The following is a 14,997-nucleotide window of genomic DNA, read 5'->3' as shown; positions in this document are numbered from 1 at the left end:
GGCATCGACAGTGGGCGCGGATCGCAGATGAAAACTGACCGGGCACTGCAATCGGCGTGCGGCAGTAAATACTTGTATTTCTTAGGAGGTAAACTGGTGCTGCTAGAGAGATTTGAACTCTCGGCCTCTCCCTTACCAAGGGAGTGCTCTACCCCTGAGCTATAGCAGCATCTGGCGGCCGGTTCGTGTGTCAGCCGCATCAAGCGAGGGGGCTATTGCCATAGGTGAGCGGGGAGTGCAAGTCGCATTTCGAAGTTTTTCGTGAAGACCTGTGAGAAAGTTCGCCGGCGCTTCCGAAGACCCTGGTTTTGCGCTAATGCAGGACCATGCAAACAAACGACAGCGACGGCAAGAAAACCGAGCCCGTGCCGGAAGAGCAGCGGACCGAGGGCAAGGTGCGCCGGGAGAAGAAGAAGGATACGACCGAGTCGGACCTGAAAAAGGCGCGTCTTGCCAGGAACTTGCGCGATAATCTCCAGCGCCGCAAGCAGCAGGCGCGGGCGCGCCGTTCCGGTGCAGCCGATGAGGTCAGCGGCCTTCCTGCCGCAAAAACGGACGAATCCGAAGATTAGTACGGGGCAGGGGCGGCGTTCGCCGGCTCCTTCCCGTTTGCCGGCGGCTCAGCCGTCTGGCGTCCAATTGCATAAATGCCCTTGGTCGGGTCGATCCAGGGCAGCGACTTAACCGATATGGCGACCTTTCGCGTCCGAATGGGCGCGCGGCGTTCAAGGCACTTCTAATTTCGCGGCGTCTCCACTAAAGAGGCGCCTTCAGACAACATAGAAAATATTTGGAAAGGCGGGCCAAGCCCGTTCGAGAGGCCTCATGGATCGCATCAGGATTGTAGGCGGCAACAAGCTTAACGGCGTCATCCCGATTTCCGGCGCCAAGAACGCGGCCTTGCCGCTGATGATCGCGTCGCTTCTGACCGACGACACGTTGACGCTCGAAAACGTGCCGCACCTGGCCGACGTCGAGCAACTGATCCGTATCCTCGGCAACCACGGCGTCGACATCTCCGTCAACGGCCGCCGCGAGCGCCAGGGCGAGAGCTATGCTCGCACCATCCATTTTACCTGCCGCAACATCGTCGATACGACCGCCCCTTACGAGCTGGTGTCGAAGATGCGCGCAAGCTTCTGGGTGATCGGCCCGCTGCTCGCCCGTGAAGGCAAGGCCCGCGTTTCGCTGCCCGGCGGCTGCGCCATCGGCACGCGCCCGGTCGATCTCTTCATCGAAGGCCTTCAGGCACTCAGCGCCAACATCGAGATCGACGGCGGCTACGTCAACGCGACGGCGCCGGAAGGCGGCCTGGTCGGTGCACGCTACACCTTCCCGAAAGTGTCCGTCGGCGCCACCCACGTGCTGATGATGGCCGCGACGCTTGCAAACGGCACCACGGTGCTGGGCAACGCCGCGCGCGAGCCTGAAGTCGTCGACCTCGCCAACTGCCTCAATGCCATGGGCGCCAAGATCACCGGCCAGGGCACCCCGACGATCACGATTGAAGGCGTACGTTCGCTCTCCGGCGCCCGTCACCGCGTCCTGCCGGACCGGATCGAGACCGGCACCTATGCCATGGCGGTTGCCATGACCGGCGGCGACGTCATTCTCGAAGACACGAACATGGCGCTGCTCGACACGGCGCTCGAAGCCATCCGCCGCACCGGCGCCGAGATCACCGAGACCAATAGCGGCATCCGCGTCGTGCGCAACGGTGCCGGCATCAAGCCGGTCGATATCGTCACCGATCCTTTCCCGGGCTTCCCGACCGACCTGCAGGCGCAGTTCATGGGGCTGATGACCATGGCGAAAGGCACCTCGCACATCACCGAGACGATCTTCGAGAACCGTTTCATGCATGTGCAGGAGCTTGCCCGCCTCGGGGCCAAGATATCGCTCTCCGGCCAGACGGCCAAGATCGAGGGCGTCAGCCGGCTGAAGGGCGCGCCTGTGATGGCGACCGATCTTCGCGCCTCGGTCTCGCTCGTCATCGCTGGCCTTGCGGCCGAAGGCGAAACCATGGTCTCGCGCGTCTATCACCTCGACCGAGGCTTCGAGCGGCTGGAAGAGAAGCTCACCCGTTGCGGCGCTCATGTCGAGCGCGTCAGCGACTGATTTGATCGGTTGCGCCTGATACCGTTGCGGTTTCAGGCGCAACATCCTATGTCCATTTCAATTGTGGCACGGAAAATGTGCGGCGAAACGAAAGGAATGGACGGTATGAATGGTCTGAAGCTGCTGGCGCTCGACGAGGAAGATCTCGCTGTCGTCTCCGCCCACGTCCAGGATGCCGTGTTCAAGGTATCGGGGCTGGAATATGACGCCCGCCGCAAGCAGTTTTCGCTTGTCGTCAACCGCTTCGCCTGGGAGACGGCCGACGGCAAGCGGCGCTCCTTCGAGCGTCGTCGCGCGCTGCTCCTGTTCAAGCGGGTGAATGCGGTCCGCTCGGTCGGCTTTGACCGGCGCGACGATGAAGCGGTTCTTGACCTGCTGACGCTCAAGTTCACGGTGCTCGGCGAGGGGCCGGAAGGCACGGTCGAACTGGTTCTTGCCGGCGACGCCTCGATCGCGCTTGACGTCGAATGCATCGAAACGCAGCTTGCGGATACCGGCGGGGCGTGGGAAACCGCTTTCAAGCCCAAGCATCCCGAAGGCGCTTGAGCCACTCGACCCGAACGACACTGGCATACAAGGACGTCCCCTTTGGCAATCAGGCTCAATTTTCTCGACGGTGACTTCGAACAAAAGTTCGCGTCATTCCTGACGACCAAGCGTGAGGTGTCCGAAGACGTCAATGCGGTGGTCAAGGCGATCATCGACGACGTGCGCGCCCGAGGCGATCAGGCACTCGCCGAATACTCCAAGCGCTTCGATGGCGTCGATTTCTCCGTGACGCCCATGGCCGTCAGCGCGGCCGAGATCGATGCGGCGATCCAGGCGGTCGAGCCGGAGGTGCTGGGCGCGCTCAAGGTCGCTGCCACCCGCATCGAAGCTCACCATGCGCGCCAGCGGCCGAAGGACGATATCTACGAAGACACGATGGGCGTCGGCCTCGGTTCGCGCTGGACGGCGGTCGATGCCGTCGGCCTCTATGTGCCGGGTGGCACGGCGAGCTATCCGAGCTCGGTGCTGATGAATGCGCTTCCGGCAAAGGTGGCGGGCGTTCCCCGCATCGTTATGGTGGTGCCGGCAAGCGGCGGTGAGATCAACCCGGCGGTGCTTGCCGCAGCAAGGCTTGCGGGCGTCGAGGAGATCTACCGCGTCGGCGGCGCGCAGGCCATTGCGGCGCTTGCCTATGGCACCGAGACGATCGCCCCGGTCGCCAAGATCGTCGGCCCGGGCAATGCCTATGTTGCCGCCGCCAAGCGCCAGGTCTTCGGCACCGTCGGCATCGACATGATCGCCGGTCCCTCGGAAGTGCTTGTCATCGCCGACAAGCATAATGATCCGGATTGGATGGCCGCCGATCTCCTAGCCCAGGCCGAGCACGACGTCGGCGCCCAGTCGATCCTGATCACCGACGATCCGGCCTTCGGGCAGGCGGTCGAGGATGCGGTCGAACGGCAATTGAAGACGCTGCCGCGGGCCGAAACGGCCTCGGCGAGCTGGCGCGATTTCGGCGCGGTCATTCTCGTGCCCGATCTCGAAGAGGCCGTGCCGCTCGCCAACCGCATCGCGGCCGAGCACCTGGAACTGGCGCTCGCCAACCCTGATACGATGGTCGAGAAGATCCGCAATGCCGGCGCGATCTTCGTCGGGCGCCACACGCCCGAAGTCATCGGCGATTATGTCGGCGGCTCCAACCACGTTCTGCCGACGGCGCGCTCGGCGCGCTTCTCGTCCGGCCTCGGCGTGCTCGACTATATGAAGCGCACGTCGATCCTTAGGCTCGATCCGGAGCAGTTGCGGATCCTCGGGCCGGCAGCGATCGTGCTGGCAAAGTCCGAGGGGCTGGAGGCCCATGCGCGTTCCGTCGCCATTCGCCTCAATCTCGGGGATGCTGGATGAAGGCGGACCGCAATCTGCGCCTCTGCGATGTCGTTCTGGACGAGACCATCGGCCGCTCGACCCCCGACGTGGAGCATGAGCGCGCGGTTGCTATCTTCGACCTGCTCGAAGAAAACCTGTTCGAACCGGTCGGCCATCCCGGCGGCCCCTATAAGCTCAATCTTTCGCTTATGGACGCGAAGCTGGTCTTTGCGATCTCGACCGACAAGGGCGGCGATGTTGCCACCCACATCCTGTCGCTGACGCCGTTTCGCCGGATCGTGAAGGACTACTTCATGATCTGCGAGAGCTACTACGAGGCGATCCGCTCGGCGACGCCGAGCCAGATCGAGGCGATCGACATGGGGCGCCGCGGCATTCACAACGAGGGCTCGCAGACGCTGATGGACCGCCTGTCCGGCAAGATCCGGCTGGATTTCGACACCGCCCGCCGCCTGTTCACGCTCGTCTGCGTGCTCTATTGGCGCGGGTAGAGGCGCGAACCGGCATGACGGCAACCGAGGCACCGCAGTTGAAAGCGCCCCGCTCGGTCCTCTTCATGTGCGGCATGAATGCCATCCGCTCGCCGATGGCCGAAGCGCTCGCCAAGGCGGCGCTGCCAGCGGGAACCTATGTTGCCTCGGCCGGAGTCCGGCATGGCGAACGCGATCCCTTTGTCGACGTGGTCATGGCCGAGGTGGGCTTGAGCCTCGGCCGCCACCAGCCCCACACGCTGGATGAACTCGAGGACGATTACTTCGACCTCATCGTGACGCTGGCGCCGGAGGCGCATCACAAGGCGCTCGAATTGACTCGCTCGATGGCCGTCGACGTGGTCTATTGGCCGACGCCGGACCCGACGGTGGCAGCCGGCACCCGCGAGCAGATCGTCGACGCGTATCGCGCCGTGCGCGATCACCTGTCGACGCTGATCAATCATCGGTTGGTCGGCTCGCACAGACGAGAGAAAACTTAAGAGCTTCACGGAAATCCCAGTGCGGTTTCCGGCGACAATTCTTTTCCATGTCTTCTTAGATCCCATCCGATTTAAGGCTAAAGACACGCAGCAGTTCAAAGTGCTATAGCGACCTCTGCGCCTCTGATAGGACGCGCGGCGCCGTAGCCGTCACAAAAGCGCAAAAGCCGGTGTTAGACGGTTCACAAATCCTCGTCGATTGTGTAGTTTCCGGCGAATTTTTCGGGATACCTGACGTATCCCTAAACAAAGATAGAAAGAACAGTCCTACATGGCGAAAGAAGAAGTCCTTGAATTTCCGGGCGTGGTCACCGAATTGCTTCCGAATGCGACCTTCCGCGTGAAGCTCGAAAACGAGCATGAGATCATCGCCCACACGGCGGGCCGCATGCGCAAGAACCGCATCCGCGTGCTTGCCGGCGACAAGGTTCTCGTCGAAATGACCCCGTACGACCTTACCAAGGGCCGCATCACCTACCGCTTCAAGTAAGCCGCTCCGGCTCTACGCAATTCCTGGAGCATTTCCGCTTCTTCTTCGAATCGCGAAAACGCTCTAACCTTTGGTTGGATTGCAATTCCAGACGCAAAACCGCTTCACCCGCATTTTTGCTGGAATTGCTCTGGAGTGACGGCTCGTTCCGATGACAGTGGCCAAGAAACTGATACTGGCGTCCGGCTCGCCGCGTCGCGTCGAACTTCTGGCGCAGGCGGGCATCGAGCCCGCGCGCCTGATGCCGATGGATCTCGACGAGACGCCGAAGCGTGCCGAACACCCGCGTTCGCTCGCAAGGCGTCTGTCGGCTGAAAAGGCGCGAGCAGCACTTGCGGCAATCAAGGGCGAGCCCGGCTGGGACGGAAGCTATATCCTGGCGGCCGATACGGTCGTCTGCGTCGGCCGGCGTATCCTGCCGAAGCCGGAACTGGTCAGCGAAGCCTCCAGCGCATTGCACCTGCTCTCCGGCCGCAGCCACCGCGTCTATACTGGCGTGTGCCTGATCACCCCGGACAAGACGCTCAGGCAGAAGGTCGTCGACACCAAGGTGCGCTTCAAGCGCCTGTCCGGTTTCGATATCGAAAGCTATCTCGCCTCGGGCCAATGGCGCGGCAAGGCGGGCGGCTACGGCATCCAGGGCATCGCCGGCAGCTTCGTGGTCAAACTCGTCGGCTCCTACAGCAACGTCGTCGGCCTGCCGCTCTACGAAACCGTCAGCCTGCTTGTCGGCGAAGGCTACGACGTGCACAATCGTTGGCTGGAAGGCTGAAGCCGGTGCCAGACGAGACAAATAACGACGATACGAAGAAGAGCGGTTCGAACGTCGCGCCCCTGCGGGCGCCTCGACCCTGTCCGGAATGCGGACGGCCGTCGCATCGGGAGCACTATCCCTTCTGCTCCGACCGCTGCCGCAACGTCGACCTTAATCGCTGGCTCTCCGGCTCCTATGCCATTCCGGTTGCCGACGACGAAACGAAGGCCGACGACGACGACCGATAAAGTGTACCGACTTTGCCGGACGCGTCGGTCCGGCCATTTCCCTCTATGCATCCTCTTTGCCGTGAACGACGCCTGGAAGATCCTGCGTATCGGCAGATGAATGCGACCATCATTTTCGGCTTCCGAAAGCCGCTTCTTTCGCCGAGCGGACGAGAGATGGGGACGCGATCCCTCTGAAACTCCTTACCTTTTTGGTTTTTTCGACTGTCCACAGGATTTCGGTCAAAAAACTTTCATTTGGCGCTGGACACTGCCGAACAAGATGCTATAACCCCGCTCGCTTCCGGGGCACAAACAAGCGCCCCGAGGGTTCCGAAAGGAACCGCTGCCCGAAACGGCAGGATGCCCGGATAGCTCAGTTGGTAGAGCAGCGGATTGAAAATCCGCGTGTCGGTGGTTCAAATCCGCCTCCGGGCACCATTCATCTCCTTAAATGTTTGGTCTTGAAAAGCTTGAAAACCACGTTCGGCGTTTACTGAGCGTTGCGTCACTCGTTCGCCCTCATTACGTCGTCCACTCCTGCACCAGTATCTCGCGAAAGCGGATCGCTGCCGGGGAGAGCCTGCCGCCGCGGCGTTCGACCAGCCCAATCGTGCGGCTGACAGTGGGCGCGGAAAGCGGCACGGTGGCAATGAGACGCAACTTCCTGGATATCGATGTCGCCGCGAACCCAGTCGCTCGATTCCTACATTCAGTACATTGAAGTCGTGTCGCAGAAGACGATTGACGGAGCAGCCGCGTTGGGCTCGCTGCTGACGCGCATCGACATGCAGGCGACCTTTGCGCAGACGCTGATGGCCACCGTCGAAAAAGGGGTAGGACGTTTGGTGGATGCCGACATGAACGAGACGTCGACGCGCCCGAAGGCATTGCAGACGCAGGAACAGCTTGGCATCCAGGCTTTGCAGATCGCCAACTCCAATACCCAGAACATCCTGCAGCTTTTCCGCTGAATGATCTCGTCGTCGCGAAGCGATGACGAAGATATCGCAGCCGAGACTGTTCCAGCACGTCGCTGATCGGGTATCGATCCTCCCTTTTAGAGAAGGCGCAAATCGACGGCTGTTACCTGCGTTACATGTTCGTCGCAGCTTCTGCATATTCTCACGCCCGGGAGGACCTGAGCGGCGAACGTCTTCGTCGCGTAATCGATGCCACGAAACCACAACAAAAACAGGGTCGTGGCAGGGTCAACCGAGGATCAGAAATGCGTAAGTTTTCCAGGCTCTCTTTGGCAACTCTCGTCGCGGCAACGATCGCTGCGGGTGTGTCCGCTCCTGCGTTCGCAGGCGGCAGCTACTACAAGGGCGTTTCACCAACGGCGGTCAATGAAGGCCACGGGAGCGAGAAGTACAACCCACCCGGAAAGACCGTAAACCGCCCGCCGCCGAGAAATGGTTCCTACTACAAGGGCATCATGCGCAAGTAGGAAATGGACGTGAGAGGACGTCGATCGGCCGGGACGCCGTTGGCTATCGGTCACAGGTCTGCCTCTCAGGCGGTGACATCGTGAAAAACAGGGAAGGGCGCCGTGGCGCCCTTTCGTTCTAGATCAGAACATGACTGAGAATATCGCCTTCGCTGACCACCATGTTCGGCGGATGGCCGTTGCGCAGATAATGCTTGCGGTCGCTATCGGCGGTAATGAACACGGCGGTGCGGGCAACCTCGTCCGCTGTCAATTGTGTCGTTGGCGGCACGACAGCGATTTCGGAGCGCAGGCCGAGCTCGCGCAACAGTTCCTCGATCGCGCCGTGGTCGTCCACGCCGTGAAGAACAAGCCGGTCGATTTCTGCAATCGCGTTTGTATGCCACGTGACAGTCTGAAGGGCGACCATGAGGGGCAGTGCCCCTCTTGCCTGCTGCACGTCGGGATGGTGCTCGAAGCCGGCCAGCATCAGCCGCGTATAGAGCTCATAGGCGCGAACGTAGTCCTTCTTCATCATCCACATGCGCAAGGCAACGCTCATGCGGATCATGGTGAAGTCCCTGATCTGCGCATCGAAATAGGCCCGGCGATCGGCAGTCAGCTTGACGGCACCGCGTTTGGCGCCGCTGTAGAGGAAGTACTCAAGACCACCCCGATACGCATCCCATGCCGTCAGCGTCTCGGCGTGGCCGGCCTGCGGCCGATCACGGACGATCTTGGAGCGTATCACCTGGCGATAGAAAGGCTTCTTCAGGAAGGTGACGGCGCCCAGTTCCAGGAAATGTGCGAGATAGGAGAAGGCCCAATACGCGAAGTGCCGTGGCGCCCAAGCGGAGCGCAGGGCCGAGGTCCGGTAAATGCCGATCTCCGGAAAGACATGTCGGTCGACGAGAAAATCGAAAACCGGCTCGAAGTCCCGTTTCTTGAACTTGGTATCCTTATCGACCGAGAAGAACGGCGCACCGTCCCGTTCGTCGACCTCGTCGTGTGTGTACCAGGGCGCAAAGCACACCGTCACTTCCGGATTGAGATCCAGATAGCGGACTGCCTCGCGCAAGCCATCGTTGATGAGCACGTCGTCATCCGCGAGGTAGAGCGTGTATTCGCCAACCGCGCGGCTGACGGCGCTGATGACGTTGGGAATCGCGCCGAAATTCTCCGACTGGCGGAAATAGCGAATCGGCAACCCCTTGGCGACAAAGCGATCAACGATCTCCCGGGTGCCGTCGGTCGAGGCGTTGTCGGAAATGATGATCTCGTACTTGAAGGAGAACTGGTAGAGTTCGACGAAGTAGCCGAGCGCCTTTTCGAGGAAGGGCGCGCGGTTATAGGTGGGAATGCAGATGCTCAGCTTAACCTGGCTCACTCGCCTCTCCATTGTCAGTCACATGCGACAGCGGGCCTGCGGCAGACCGCCGGTCGCGTCTCGTTTGCTTGCACGCCGGCACGAGAACAGCGGTGGCTGGCGATGCAACGGCAGGGACCGGACGCCTCAGGGCGCAAGGGGCAGCGCGCAGAGGAGGCCGATCCTACGCTCCCTTATTCCGCTTCGATCTTGCGTGAGCCTTGTCTTGAATAAAGGCCGGTCAGGCGGGAGCTGTGCAGAGGGTGAACAGGGGCTCTGTTAGCGAATTGTTAACCATGCTGGCGCAATCTCGATGGTTGTAACAATGGCGCTCGAACCCGGTCTTCATCGAGCCGCATGCCCGAAATCAGACGCATTCGTTCATTCCTAAGGGAGCAGGACAAGGATGTACGAAATGGCAGCTCATATGATGAAGATGCTGATGAGCATCATGGCCGCGCTTTCGCTCGGCTCGCTGCTGTTTCTGATGGCCGTGCTCTAACGACGGGCAAAGGTTCGGGCGGTGCCCGTCAGGGGTAGAGGTAGAACTCGTCCCAGCTCTCGTGCGGCACAAGCTCGCCGATCTTGTATTCGAAAGACAGGACATCCAGGTGCTCCGCGTCGGTGCGGCACTTGAACTTCAGCTTGTACCATTCGCCCTTGCTGCGGAACACGGCGCCCGGCGCCTTCATCTTGTCTTCCTTCACGACCGGCTCGGCGAAGGTGTAGGCGATCACCTTGTCCGGCTTGAAGGTCGACTTGTCGGCGTTGATGCGCTCCATCGCCTCGGTGTCGCACCGCTGTTCGAGCCGGGTCTGCGGGTCGAGCTTTTCGAACTGGCGCACCAGGGACTGATCCATCGCCAGCGCCGGGGAACATGTGGCGGCGAAGATGAGCGGGTACGCGATTGTCTTCATGCTCGACGGGCTCCTGCGATGAAAAAGAACCGGACCCGGCAAATCACTCCGGGACGCGCCTGCGGTTTCAGTTAAGCTTGTGGCCATTCCAAGGCCGGTCACGTTTCCGAAACGTTGAACTACGTTTCCGACACGTCGATCCATTCGGCCCCGGTCAGTTCGACAATGCGGGCGGGGCTGATGTGCACCGCCGCATTGGTGGCACCGGCGGCCGGCACGACGACGTCGTAGGCCTTGAGCGACAAGTCGCAATAGATGCTGTGCGGCTTGGCAAGGCCGAAGGGGCAGACGCCGCCGACCGGGTGCCCCGTCTCGGCCTCCACCTCGTCGAAGCCGAGCATGCGGGCCTTGGTGCCGAAGCGGGCCTTGTACTTCTTGTTGTCGAGGCGGGCGTCGCCGCGCGTGACGATCAGGATCACATCGTCGCCAACCCGAAGCGCCAGTGTCTTGGCGATCTGCGCCGGCTCGACGCCGTGGCCCTCGGCCGCAAGCGCAACCGTGGCGGTGCTTTGTTGAAGCTCGATGACATCGATATCTGGGGCGTGCTGGGAAAAGAAGTCTTTGACGGAAGTCAGGCTCATGGCAAAGGATTCACGTTATTGAAAAGCGATGGCGATCGGCCGCGTTGCGAACAGCCGTCACGGCGTGCGGCTTCGGGCGGGCAAATCTCTCAGTCGTCGTTGGAAGCGTCAAGGTCTTCGGGGCGCCGGCCCTCTTGCCCAGGCGGCAGATAGCCATGGCTGGTGAACCAGTTCTCGAGGATTGTGGCGATCGCCTGATCCCGTGACAGCGTTCCCGGGTGATCGGCGATGAAAGACCTGAGCGCCGTCTCGATCTTGTCGGTGTAAAGCGCGTTCATGCGTGCCTCCGTCTGGCAAGTGCGATGTTCCGTCCGGTGACCCGTCCAGCAAATCACAGTGCTACAGCCCTGTTCGCGCGTCCAGATAGAACGGCCGAGGGCCGTCCCATGCGCGAAGGCGGCTGCCGCCGAATGGTGTGGGCTCAGGCCTGTTTGACGATACGGATCAGCACCAGAAGGATGACGGCGCCGATTGTCGCGTGCAGGATTGCCGAGAGAATACCGCTGCCGAGGCTGATGCCGATCGCCGGGAAGAGGAAGCCGGCGATGAAGGCGCCGATGATGCCGACGACCATATTGCCGATCAGGCCGAAGCCGCCGCCCTTGACGATGAGGCCGGCGAGCCAGCCGGCCACCGCGCCAACGATCAGGAAGACGAGAATGCTTTCAATACCCATGAATGGTCCCCTTTCCATTGGATCTCGATTGGAAAGATAGATCAGGAATCGAAATCAGATAGGGGGCAATTCCATCGCGCAGCGATTTTTTACGATTTGAATGATGGCCGGGGCGCCGGACCCTGAAGGCGAGGGCACGGCACTGCTCGATTGGTATCAGACGATGCCGCCTCCGCCGCCGGCAATTTCAGGGCGTTCGGCGGCGACCTTTGCGCGGTATCCACTTTTCCGATAGGTCGCGACCGGCGCCACCGCTCCACCGCTCTCAAGTCGCGCCATCGCAAGGATCGGCTCGACGTCGGTGCGGAAGGCGGTCTTCAGCGTGTCGCTCGCCATCAGGGCATCGTTGTCGTCCTGATACCCCTCCAGCGCCTTGCGATCGACGATCAGCGCCTGCGCATAGGCCCGGCAGACTTCGGTCGCGCTCGTCATCAGGCTCTCGATCGGGTCGGTGACGTTGTGGCTCTGGTCGAGCATATGCGCCGGCTTGAAGCCCTTGGCGCCGCGCGTTTCCGCATCCACCAGCTCGTTGAACACGAGGAACAGCCGATAGGGGTCGATCACGCCCGTGTCGAGATCGTCATCGCCGTACTTCGAATCGTTGAAGTGGAAACCGCCGAGCTTGCCGAACTGGATGAGGCGGGCGACGATCATCTCGATATTGACGTTTGGCGCATGGTGGCCAAGGTCGACGAGGCAGAAGGCCTTGGGGCCGAGCTCCTGGGCGATGAGATAGTTGCTGCCCCAGTCCTGGACCACGGTCGAATAGAAGGCCGGCTCGAACATCTTGTGTTCGGTAAAGACCCGCCAATCCTCCGGCAGCGCCGCATAGACCGACTTCATCGCATCGAGATAACGCTCGAAGGCGCGGGTGAAGTTGCTCTGGCCGGGGAAGTTGGAGCCGTCGCCCACCCAGACGGTCAGCGCCTTCGAGCCGAGCTGCCGGCCGATCTCGATGCATTCGAGGTTGTGTTCCACCGCTTGGCGGCGCGTCGCGGCATCCGTGTGCGACAGCGAGCCGAATTTGTAGGAGTGCTCTTGGCCCTGAGCGTCGGAGAAGGTGTTGGAGTTCATCGCGTCGAAACCGAGGCCGAGCGACGTGCCTTTCTCTCTCAGTTCGGAGATGTCGCTCACCTTGTCCCAGGGAATGTGCAGCGAGACGGTCGGCGTCGCCCTGGTCAATTGCTGGATGATCGCGCAATCCTCGAGCTTGTCGAAGATGTTGCGTGGCTCCCCCTTAGCGGGGAAACGGGCAAAGCGCGTGCCGCCGGTGCCGACACCCCAGGAGGGGACGGCGACGCCATAGGCGGCGACCTTGCGCTTGATCTGGTCAATGTCGACCCCGCGGCGGTCGAGCCGCTCGCCGAGGCTTTCATAATCCCGGCGCAGTGCAGTGAGACGGCTTTCATTTTCGGCATCCACCGTCGCCTGGCTGATCATCATCTTTGTCATCAGACTCTCCTTGATCAGCGGGTGAAGGACTGGGCGTTGCCCGCGTCGACATTGATGATGTTGCCGGTCGATTTCGCCGACATGTCGGAGGCGAGGAAGTAGATCGCCTCGGCGATATCCTCCGGGAACACACTGAGCTTCAGCATCGAGCGCTCGCGATAATGCGCCTCAAGGTCGTCGACATCCATCTTGTAGGCGGCGGCGCGCTGTTCCTTCCACTCGCCGGTCCAGATCTTCGAGCCGCGCAGCACCGCGTCCGGATTGACAACGTTGACGCGGATCTGTGCCGCAGCACCCTCCAACGCCAGGCAACGGGCGAGGTGGATCTCGGCCGCCTTGGCGGTGCAATAGGCCGAGGCGCCGGGGGAGGCGGCAAGGCCGTTCTTGGAGGCGACGAAGACGACATTGCCGCCGGCCTTCTGCTGGCGGAAGATGCGGAAGGCCTCGCGCGAGACGAGGAAGTAGCCGGTGGTCAGGATCTCGATGTTCTTGTTCCAGAGTGCCAGCGTCGTGTCTTCGATCGTGGCCGAGGAGGCGAGGCCGGCATTGGACACGAGGATGTCGAGGCCGCCAAAGGCCAGCAAGGCGTCGTTAAAGCCGCCTTCGACCGCCGGCTCGCTGGTGACGTTCATGGTGACGGAGCGCACGACATCCTTGCCGTAGCGGGCGGCAAGCTCGTTCGCGGCGGCGGCGAGCGCCGTCTCGTCGATATCGGCAAGCACCACGCAGGCGCCTTCCTGCATCAGCCGGTTGGCCGTCGCCTTGCCGATGCCGCCGGCGCCGCCGGTGACGAGCGCGATGCGGCCGGCCAGGCTCTTCGGCTTCGGCATGCGCTGCAGTTTCGCCTCCTCCAGCAGCCAGTATTCGATGTCGAAGGCTTCCTGTTCCGGCAGGCCGACATAGGTGGAGACACCGGAAGCGCCGCGCATGACGTTGATGGCGTTGACATAGAACTCGCCGGAGATACGGGCCGTCGCCTTGTCCTTGGCGAAGGTGATCATGCCGACGCCGGGCACGAGGTAGACGACAGCATTCGGGTCGCGCATGGCGGGGCTGTCGGCGTGTTTGCAGCGCTCGTAGTAGGCGGCATAGTCGGCGCGATAGGCGGCAATCGCTTCAGGAAGGGCGGAAAGCGTCCTGTCGACGTCCGGAATGGCTGGGTCGAAATCGATCACCAGTGGCCGGATCTTGGTGCGCAGAAAGTGGTCGGGGCAGCTCGTGCCGAGCGCCGCAAGCGGGCTCAGGTCTTTCGAGGTGACGAAATCGAGCACTGCCTGGCTGTCGTCGAAATGGCCGACCTTCTTCTCGTCGGCGCTGATCAGGCCGCGGATGACGGGCATCAGCTTGCGGGCGATATCGGCGCGGGCTGTGGCGTCGAGCACCGGCTTCGCCGCACCGCCGAAGGCCGGCTTGGTGTTTTCCGCTTCGAACCAGGCGATCGCCTTGTTGATGATTTCGATCGTCGTCTCATAGGCTTCTTTTGCCGTGTCCCCCCAGGTGAAGAGGCCGTGGCTTTCGAGCACGACGCCGCGCGCGCCAGGGTTCTCCAGGCAGAACTTTTCCAGCCACAGGCCGAGCTCGTAACCCGGGCGCTTCCACGGCAGCCAGCCGATGTCGTCACCAAAGATCTTGGCCGTCAGTTCGCGGCTGTTCTGCGACGCGGCGATCGCGATGATCGCATCGGGATGCATATGGTCGACGTGCTTCTTCGGCACATAGGCGTGCAGCGGCGTGTCGATGGAGGCAGCGCGCGGATTGAGGTTGAAGGTGCAGTGCGGCAGGTAGCCGACCATTTCGTCTTCGAAAGCGACGCCGCGATAGATCGACTTCAGCGCGTTGAGCTTGTCCATGTAGAGCGTCGCGAAGCCGTCGAGCTTGATCGTGCCGACGTCGCCGCCCGAGCCCTTGACCCAGAGAACCTCGACTGTGCCGCCGCCAAGCGGATCCTTTTCCATCACCTTGGCCGAGGTGTTGCCGCCGCCGTAGTTGGTGATGCGCTTGTCGGAACCGAGCAGGTTGGAGCGATAGAGCAGGCGCTCGGATTCGCTCATGCCGGCAGCCTTCGCTTCGTCCCAAAGGTTTGCAAGTCGTGCGCCCTGCTGCTTGTCGAGCATCTCGAATTCCTCCCGGTCTGATGTC

The 14,997-nt window shown here is 61.8% G+C and carries 19 protein-coding genes and 2 tRNA genes; 12 read left to right on the top strand and 9 right to left on the bottom strand.

From position 1 onward, the window contains the following. Nucleotides 1-94: 94 nt before the first annotated feature. A tRNA-Thr gene (locus V7S54_RS02920) sits at nt 95-169 on the bottom strand. 157 nt (nt 170-326) lie between these two features. Between V7S54_RS02920 and V7S54_RS02915 the strand changes: the two genes are divergently transcribed. From V7S54_RS02915 to V7S54_RS02870, 10 genes are all read left to right on the top strand, one after another. Continuing rightward, nucleotides 327-572 carry a hypothetical protein gene (locus tag V7S54_RS02915; RefSeq protein WP_065372369.1) on the top strand — a complete coding sequence of 82 codons (246 nt, stop codon included), beginning with the start codon at nt 327-329 and terminating at the stop codon, nt 570-572. 253 nt (nt 573-825) lie between these two features. Then, complete coding sequence (gene murA / locus V7S54_RS02910; RefSeq protein WP_065372370.1) at nt 826-2,118, top strand: UDP-N-acetylglucosamine 1-carboxyvinyltransferase; 1,293 nt, start codon at nt 826-828, stop codon at nt 2,116-2,118. Nucleotides 2,119-2,223: 105 nt separating this feature from the next. Continuing rightward, complete coding sequence (locus V7S54_RS02905; protein WP_065372458.1) at nt 2,224-2,664, top strand: DUF2948 family protein; 441 nt, start codon at nt 2,224-2,226, stop codon at nt 2,662-2,664. Between the two features lie 42 nt (nt 2,665-2,706). After that, nucleotides 2,707-4,011, top strand: a complete 1,305-nt coding sequence (gene hisD, locus V7S54_RS02900; RefSeq protein WP_065372371.1) for a histidinol dehydrogenase — start codon at nt 2,707-2,709, stop codon at nt 4,009-4,011. After that, nucleotides 4,008-4,484, top strand: a complete 477-nt coding sequence (locus V7S54_RS02895) for a UPF0262 family protein (RefSeq protein ID WP_058323567.1) — start codon at nt 4,008-4,010, stop codon at nt 4,482-4,484. The genes hisD and V7S54_RS02895 overlap by 4 nt, the downstream gene beginning before the upstream one ends. A 14-nt stretch (nt 4,485-4,498) precedes the next feature. Then, a complete protein-coding gene (locus V7S54_RS02890) occupies nt 4,499-4,966 on the top strand; it encodes an arsenate-mycothiol transferase ArsC (protein ID WP_057248171.1) in 468 nt (155 codons plus the stop codon). Between the two features lie 271 nt (nt 4,967-5,237). Beyond that, nucleotides 5,238-5,456 carry a translation initiation factor IF-1 gene (infA, locus tag V7S54_RS02885; RefSeq protein ID WP_004435948.1) on the top strand — a complete coding sequence of 73 codons (219 nt, stop codon included), beginning with the start codon at nt 5,238-5,240 and terminating at the stop codon, nt 5,454-5,456. Nucleotides 5,457-5,607: 151 nt separating this feature from the next. Further along, nucleotides 5,608-6,228 carry a Maf-like protein gene (locus tag V7S54_RS02880; RefSeq protein WP_065372373.1) on the top strand — a complete coding sequence of 207 codons (621 nt, stop codon included), beginning with the start codon at nt 5,608-5,610 and terminating at the stop codon, nt 6,226-6,228. 5 nt (nt 6,229-6,233) lie between these two features. Next, nucleotides 6,234-6,458: a DNA gyrase inhibitor YacG gene (yacG, locus tag V7S54_RS02875; protein ID WP_065372374.1), complete on the top strand. Its 225-nt coding sequence runs from the start codon at nt 6,234-6,236 to the stop codon at nt 6,456-6,458. Nucleotides 6,459-6,802: 344 nt separating this feature from the next. After that, nucleotides 6,803-6,878, top strand: a tRNA-Phe gene (locus V7S54_RS02870). Nucleotides 6,879-6,962: 84 nt separating this feature from the next. Here the strand turns inward: V7S54_RS02870 and V7S54_RS02865 are convergent. Beyond that, nucleotides 6,963-7,100 carry a hypothetical protein gene (locus V7S54_RS02865; RefSeq protein WP_176707509.1) on the bottom strand — a complete coding sequence of 46 codons (138 nt, stop codon included), beginning with the start codon at nt 7,098-7,100 and terminating at the stop codon, nt 6,963-6,965. Nucleotides 7,101-7,114: 14 nt separating this feature from the next. Here V7S54_RS02865 and V7S54_RS02860 point away from each other — a divergent pair, with 14 nt between their 5' ends. After that, the gene (locus V7S54_RS02860; protein ID WP_065372375.1) at nt 7,115-7,411 is read left to right on the top strand and encodes a flagellin; all 297 of its coding nucleotides are present in this window, start codon (nt 7,115-7,117) and stop codon (nt 7,409-7,411) included. Nucleotides 7,412-7,665: 254 nt separating this feature from the next. Continuing rightward, nucleotides 7,666-7,887 (top strand): hypothetical protein, encoded by a 222-nt coding sequence (locus V7S54_RS02855; RefSeq protein ID WP_065372376.1) that lies wholly within the window; start codon nt 7,666-7,668, stop codon nt 7,885-7,887. Between the two features lie 118 nt (nt 7,888-8,005). On the opposite strand, the gene V7S54_RS02850 is transcribed toward V7S54_RS02855, so the two are convergent. The 7 genes from V7S54_RS02850 to V7S54_RS02820 form a co-directional block, all read right to left on the bottom strand. Next, nucleotides 8,006-9,253 (bottom strand): glycosyltransferase family 2 protein, encoded by a 1,248-nt coding sequence (locus V7S54_RS02850; RefSeq protein WP_065372377.1) that lies wholly within the window; start codon nt 9,251-9,253, stop codon nt 8,006-8,008. A gap of 509 nt (nt 9,254-9,762) precedes the next feature. Further along, nucleotides 9,763-10,149, bottom strand: a complete 387-nt coding sequence (locus V7S54_RS02845) for a DUF930 domain-containing protein (protein ID WP_058323564.1) — start codon at nt 10,147-10,149, stop codon at nt 9,763-9,765. A 119-nt stretch (nt 10,150-10,268) separates the two neighbouring features. Further along, nucleotides 10,269-10,730 carry a YbaK/EbsC family protein gene (locus V7S54_RS02840; RefSeq protein WP_065372378.1) on the bottom strand — a complete coding sequence of 154 codons (462 nt, stop codon included), beginning with the start codon at nt 10,728-10,730 and terminating at the stop codon, nt 10,269-10,271. 89 nt (nt 10,731-10,819) lie between these two features. Beyond that, nucleotides 10,820-11,008, bottom strand: coding sequence for a hypothetical protein (locus V7S54_RS02835; RefSeq protein WP_057248180.1), 189 nt, complete (start codon nt 11,006-11,008; stop codon nt 10,820-10,822). Between the two features lie 143 nt (nt 11,009-11,151). Continuing rightward, a complete protein-coding gene (locus tag V7S54_RS02830; RefSeq protein WP_057248181.1) occupies nt 11,152-11,406 on the bottom strand; it encodes a GlsB/YeaQ/YmgE family stress response membrane protein in 255 nt (84 codons plus the stop codon). Nucleotides 11,407-11,562: 156 nt separating this feature from the next. After that, nucleotides 11,563-12,858, bottom strand: coding sequence for an L-rhamnose catabolism isomerase (rhaI, locus tag V7S54_RS02825; RefSeq protein ID WP_065372379.1), 1,296 nt, complete (start codon nt 12,856-12,858; stop codon nt 11,563-11,565). 14 nt (nt 12,859-12,872) lie between these two features. Further along, on the bottom strand, nt 12,873-14,972 hold the full coding sequence (locus V7S54_RS02820) for a bifunctional rhamnulose-1-phosphate aldolase/short-chain dehydrogenase (protein ID WP_065372380.1): 2,100 nt from the start codon (nt 14,970-14,972) through the stop codon (nt 12,873-12,875). Between the last annotated feature and the right edge of the window lie 25 nt (nt 14,973-14,997).

It is taken from the genome of Ensifer sp. CCNWLY38 (genome assembly GCF_037120565.1).
GTDB classification, from domain to species: domain Bacteria; phylum Pseudomonadota; class Alphaproteobacteria; order Rhizobiales; family Rhizobiaceae; genus Ensifer; species Ensifer adhaerens_H.
The sequence above is the reverse complement of the archived record's forward strand: the minus strand, read 5'-3'. Positions and strand labels throughout refer to the sequence as shown.

Bases quoted from the DNA above. Each gene is read 5' to 3' on its own strand.
- V7S54_RS02905 (WP_065372458.1), top strand. From the start codon at position 2,224: ATGAATGGTCTGAAGCTGCTGGCGCTCGACGAGGAAGATCTCGCTGTC.
- V7S54_RS02840 (WP_065372378.1), bottom strand. From the start codon at position 10,730: ATGAGCCTGACTTCCGTCAAAGACTTCTTTTCCCAGCACGCCCCAGAT.
- V7S54_RS02835 (WP_057248180.1), bottom strand. From the start codon at position 11,008: ATGAACGCGCTTTACACCGACAAGATCGAGACGGCGCTCAGGTCTTTC.
- murA (WP_065372370.1), top strand. From the start codon at position 826: ATGGATCGCATCAGGATTGTAGGCGGCAACAAGCTTAACGGCGTCATC.
- V7S54_RS02845 (WP_058323564.1), bottom strand. From the start codon at position 10,149: ATGAAGACAATCGCGTACCCGCTCATCTTCGCCGCCACATGTTCCCCG.
- V7S54_RS02890 (WP_057248171.1), top strand. From the start codon at position 4,499: ATGACGGCAACCGAGGCACCGCAGTTGAAAGCGCCCCGCTCGGTCCTC.
- V7S54_RS02860 (WP_065372375.1), top strand. From the start codon at position 7,115: ATGTCGCCGCGAACCCAGTCGCTCGATTCCTACATTCAGTACATTGAA.
- V7S54_RS02895 (WP_058323567.1), top strand. From the start codon at position 4,008: ATGAAGGCGGACCGCAATCTGCGCCTCTGCGATGTCGTTCTGGACGAG.
- infA (WP_004435948.1), top strand. From the start codon at position 5,238: ATGGCGAAAGAAGAAGTCCTTGAATTTCCGGGCGTGGTCACCGAATTG.
- V7S54_RS02830 (WP_057248181.1), bottom strand. From the start codon at position 11,406: ATGGGTATTGAAAGCATTCTCGTCTTCCTGATCGTTGGCGCGGTGGCC.
- V7S54_RS02915 (WP_065372369.1), top strand. From the start codon at position 327: ATGCAAACAAACGACAGCGACGGCAAGAAAACCGAGCCCGTGCCGGAA.
- V7S54_RS02880 (WP_065372373.1), top strand. From the start codon at position 5,608: ATGACAGTGGCCAAGAAACTGATACTGGCGTCCGGCTCGCCGCGTCGC.
- rhaI (WP_065372379.1), bottom strand. From the start codon at position 12,858: ATGACAAAGATGATGATCAGCCAGGCGACGGTGGATGCCGAAAATGAA.
- V7S54_RS02855 (WP_065372376.1), top strand. From the start codon at position 7,666: ATGCGTAAGTTTTCCAGGCTCTCTTTGGCAACTCTCGTCGCGGCAACG.
- V7S54_RS02820 (WP_065372380.1), bottom strand. From the start codon at position 14,972: ATGCTCGACAAGCAGCAGGGCGCACGACTTGCAAACCTTTGGGACGAA.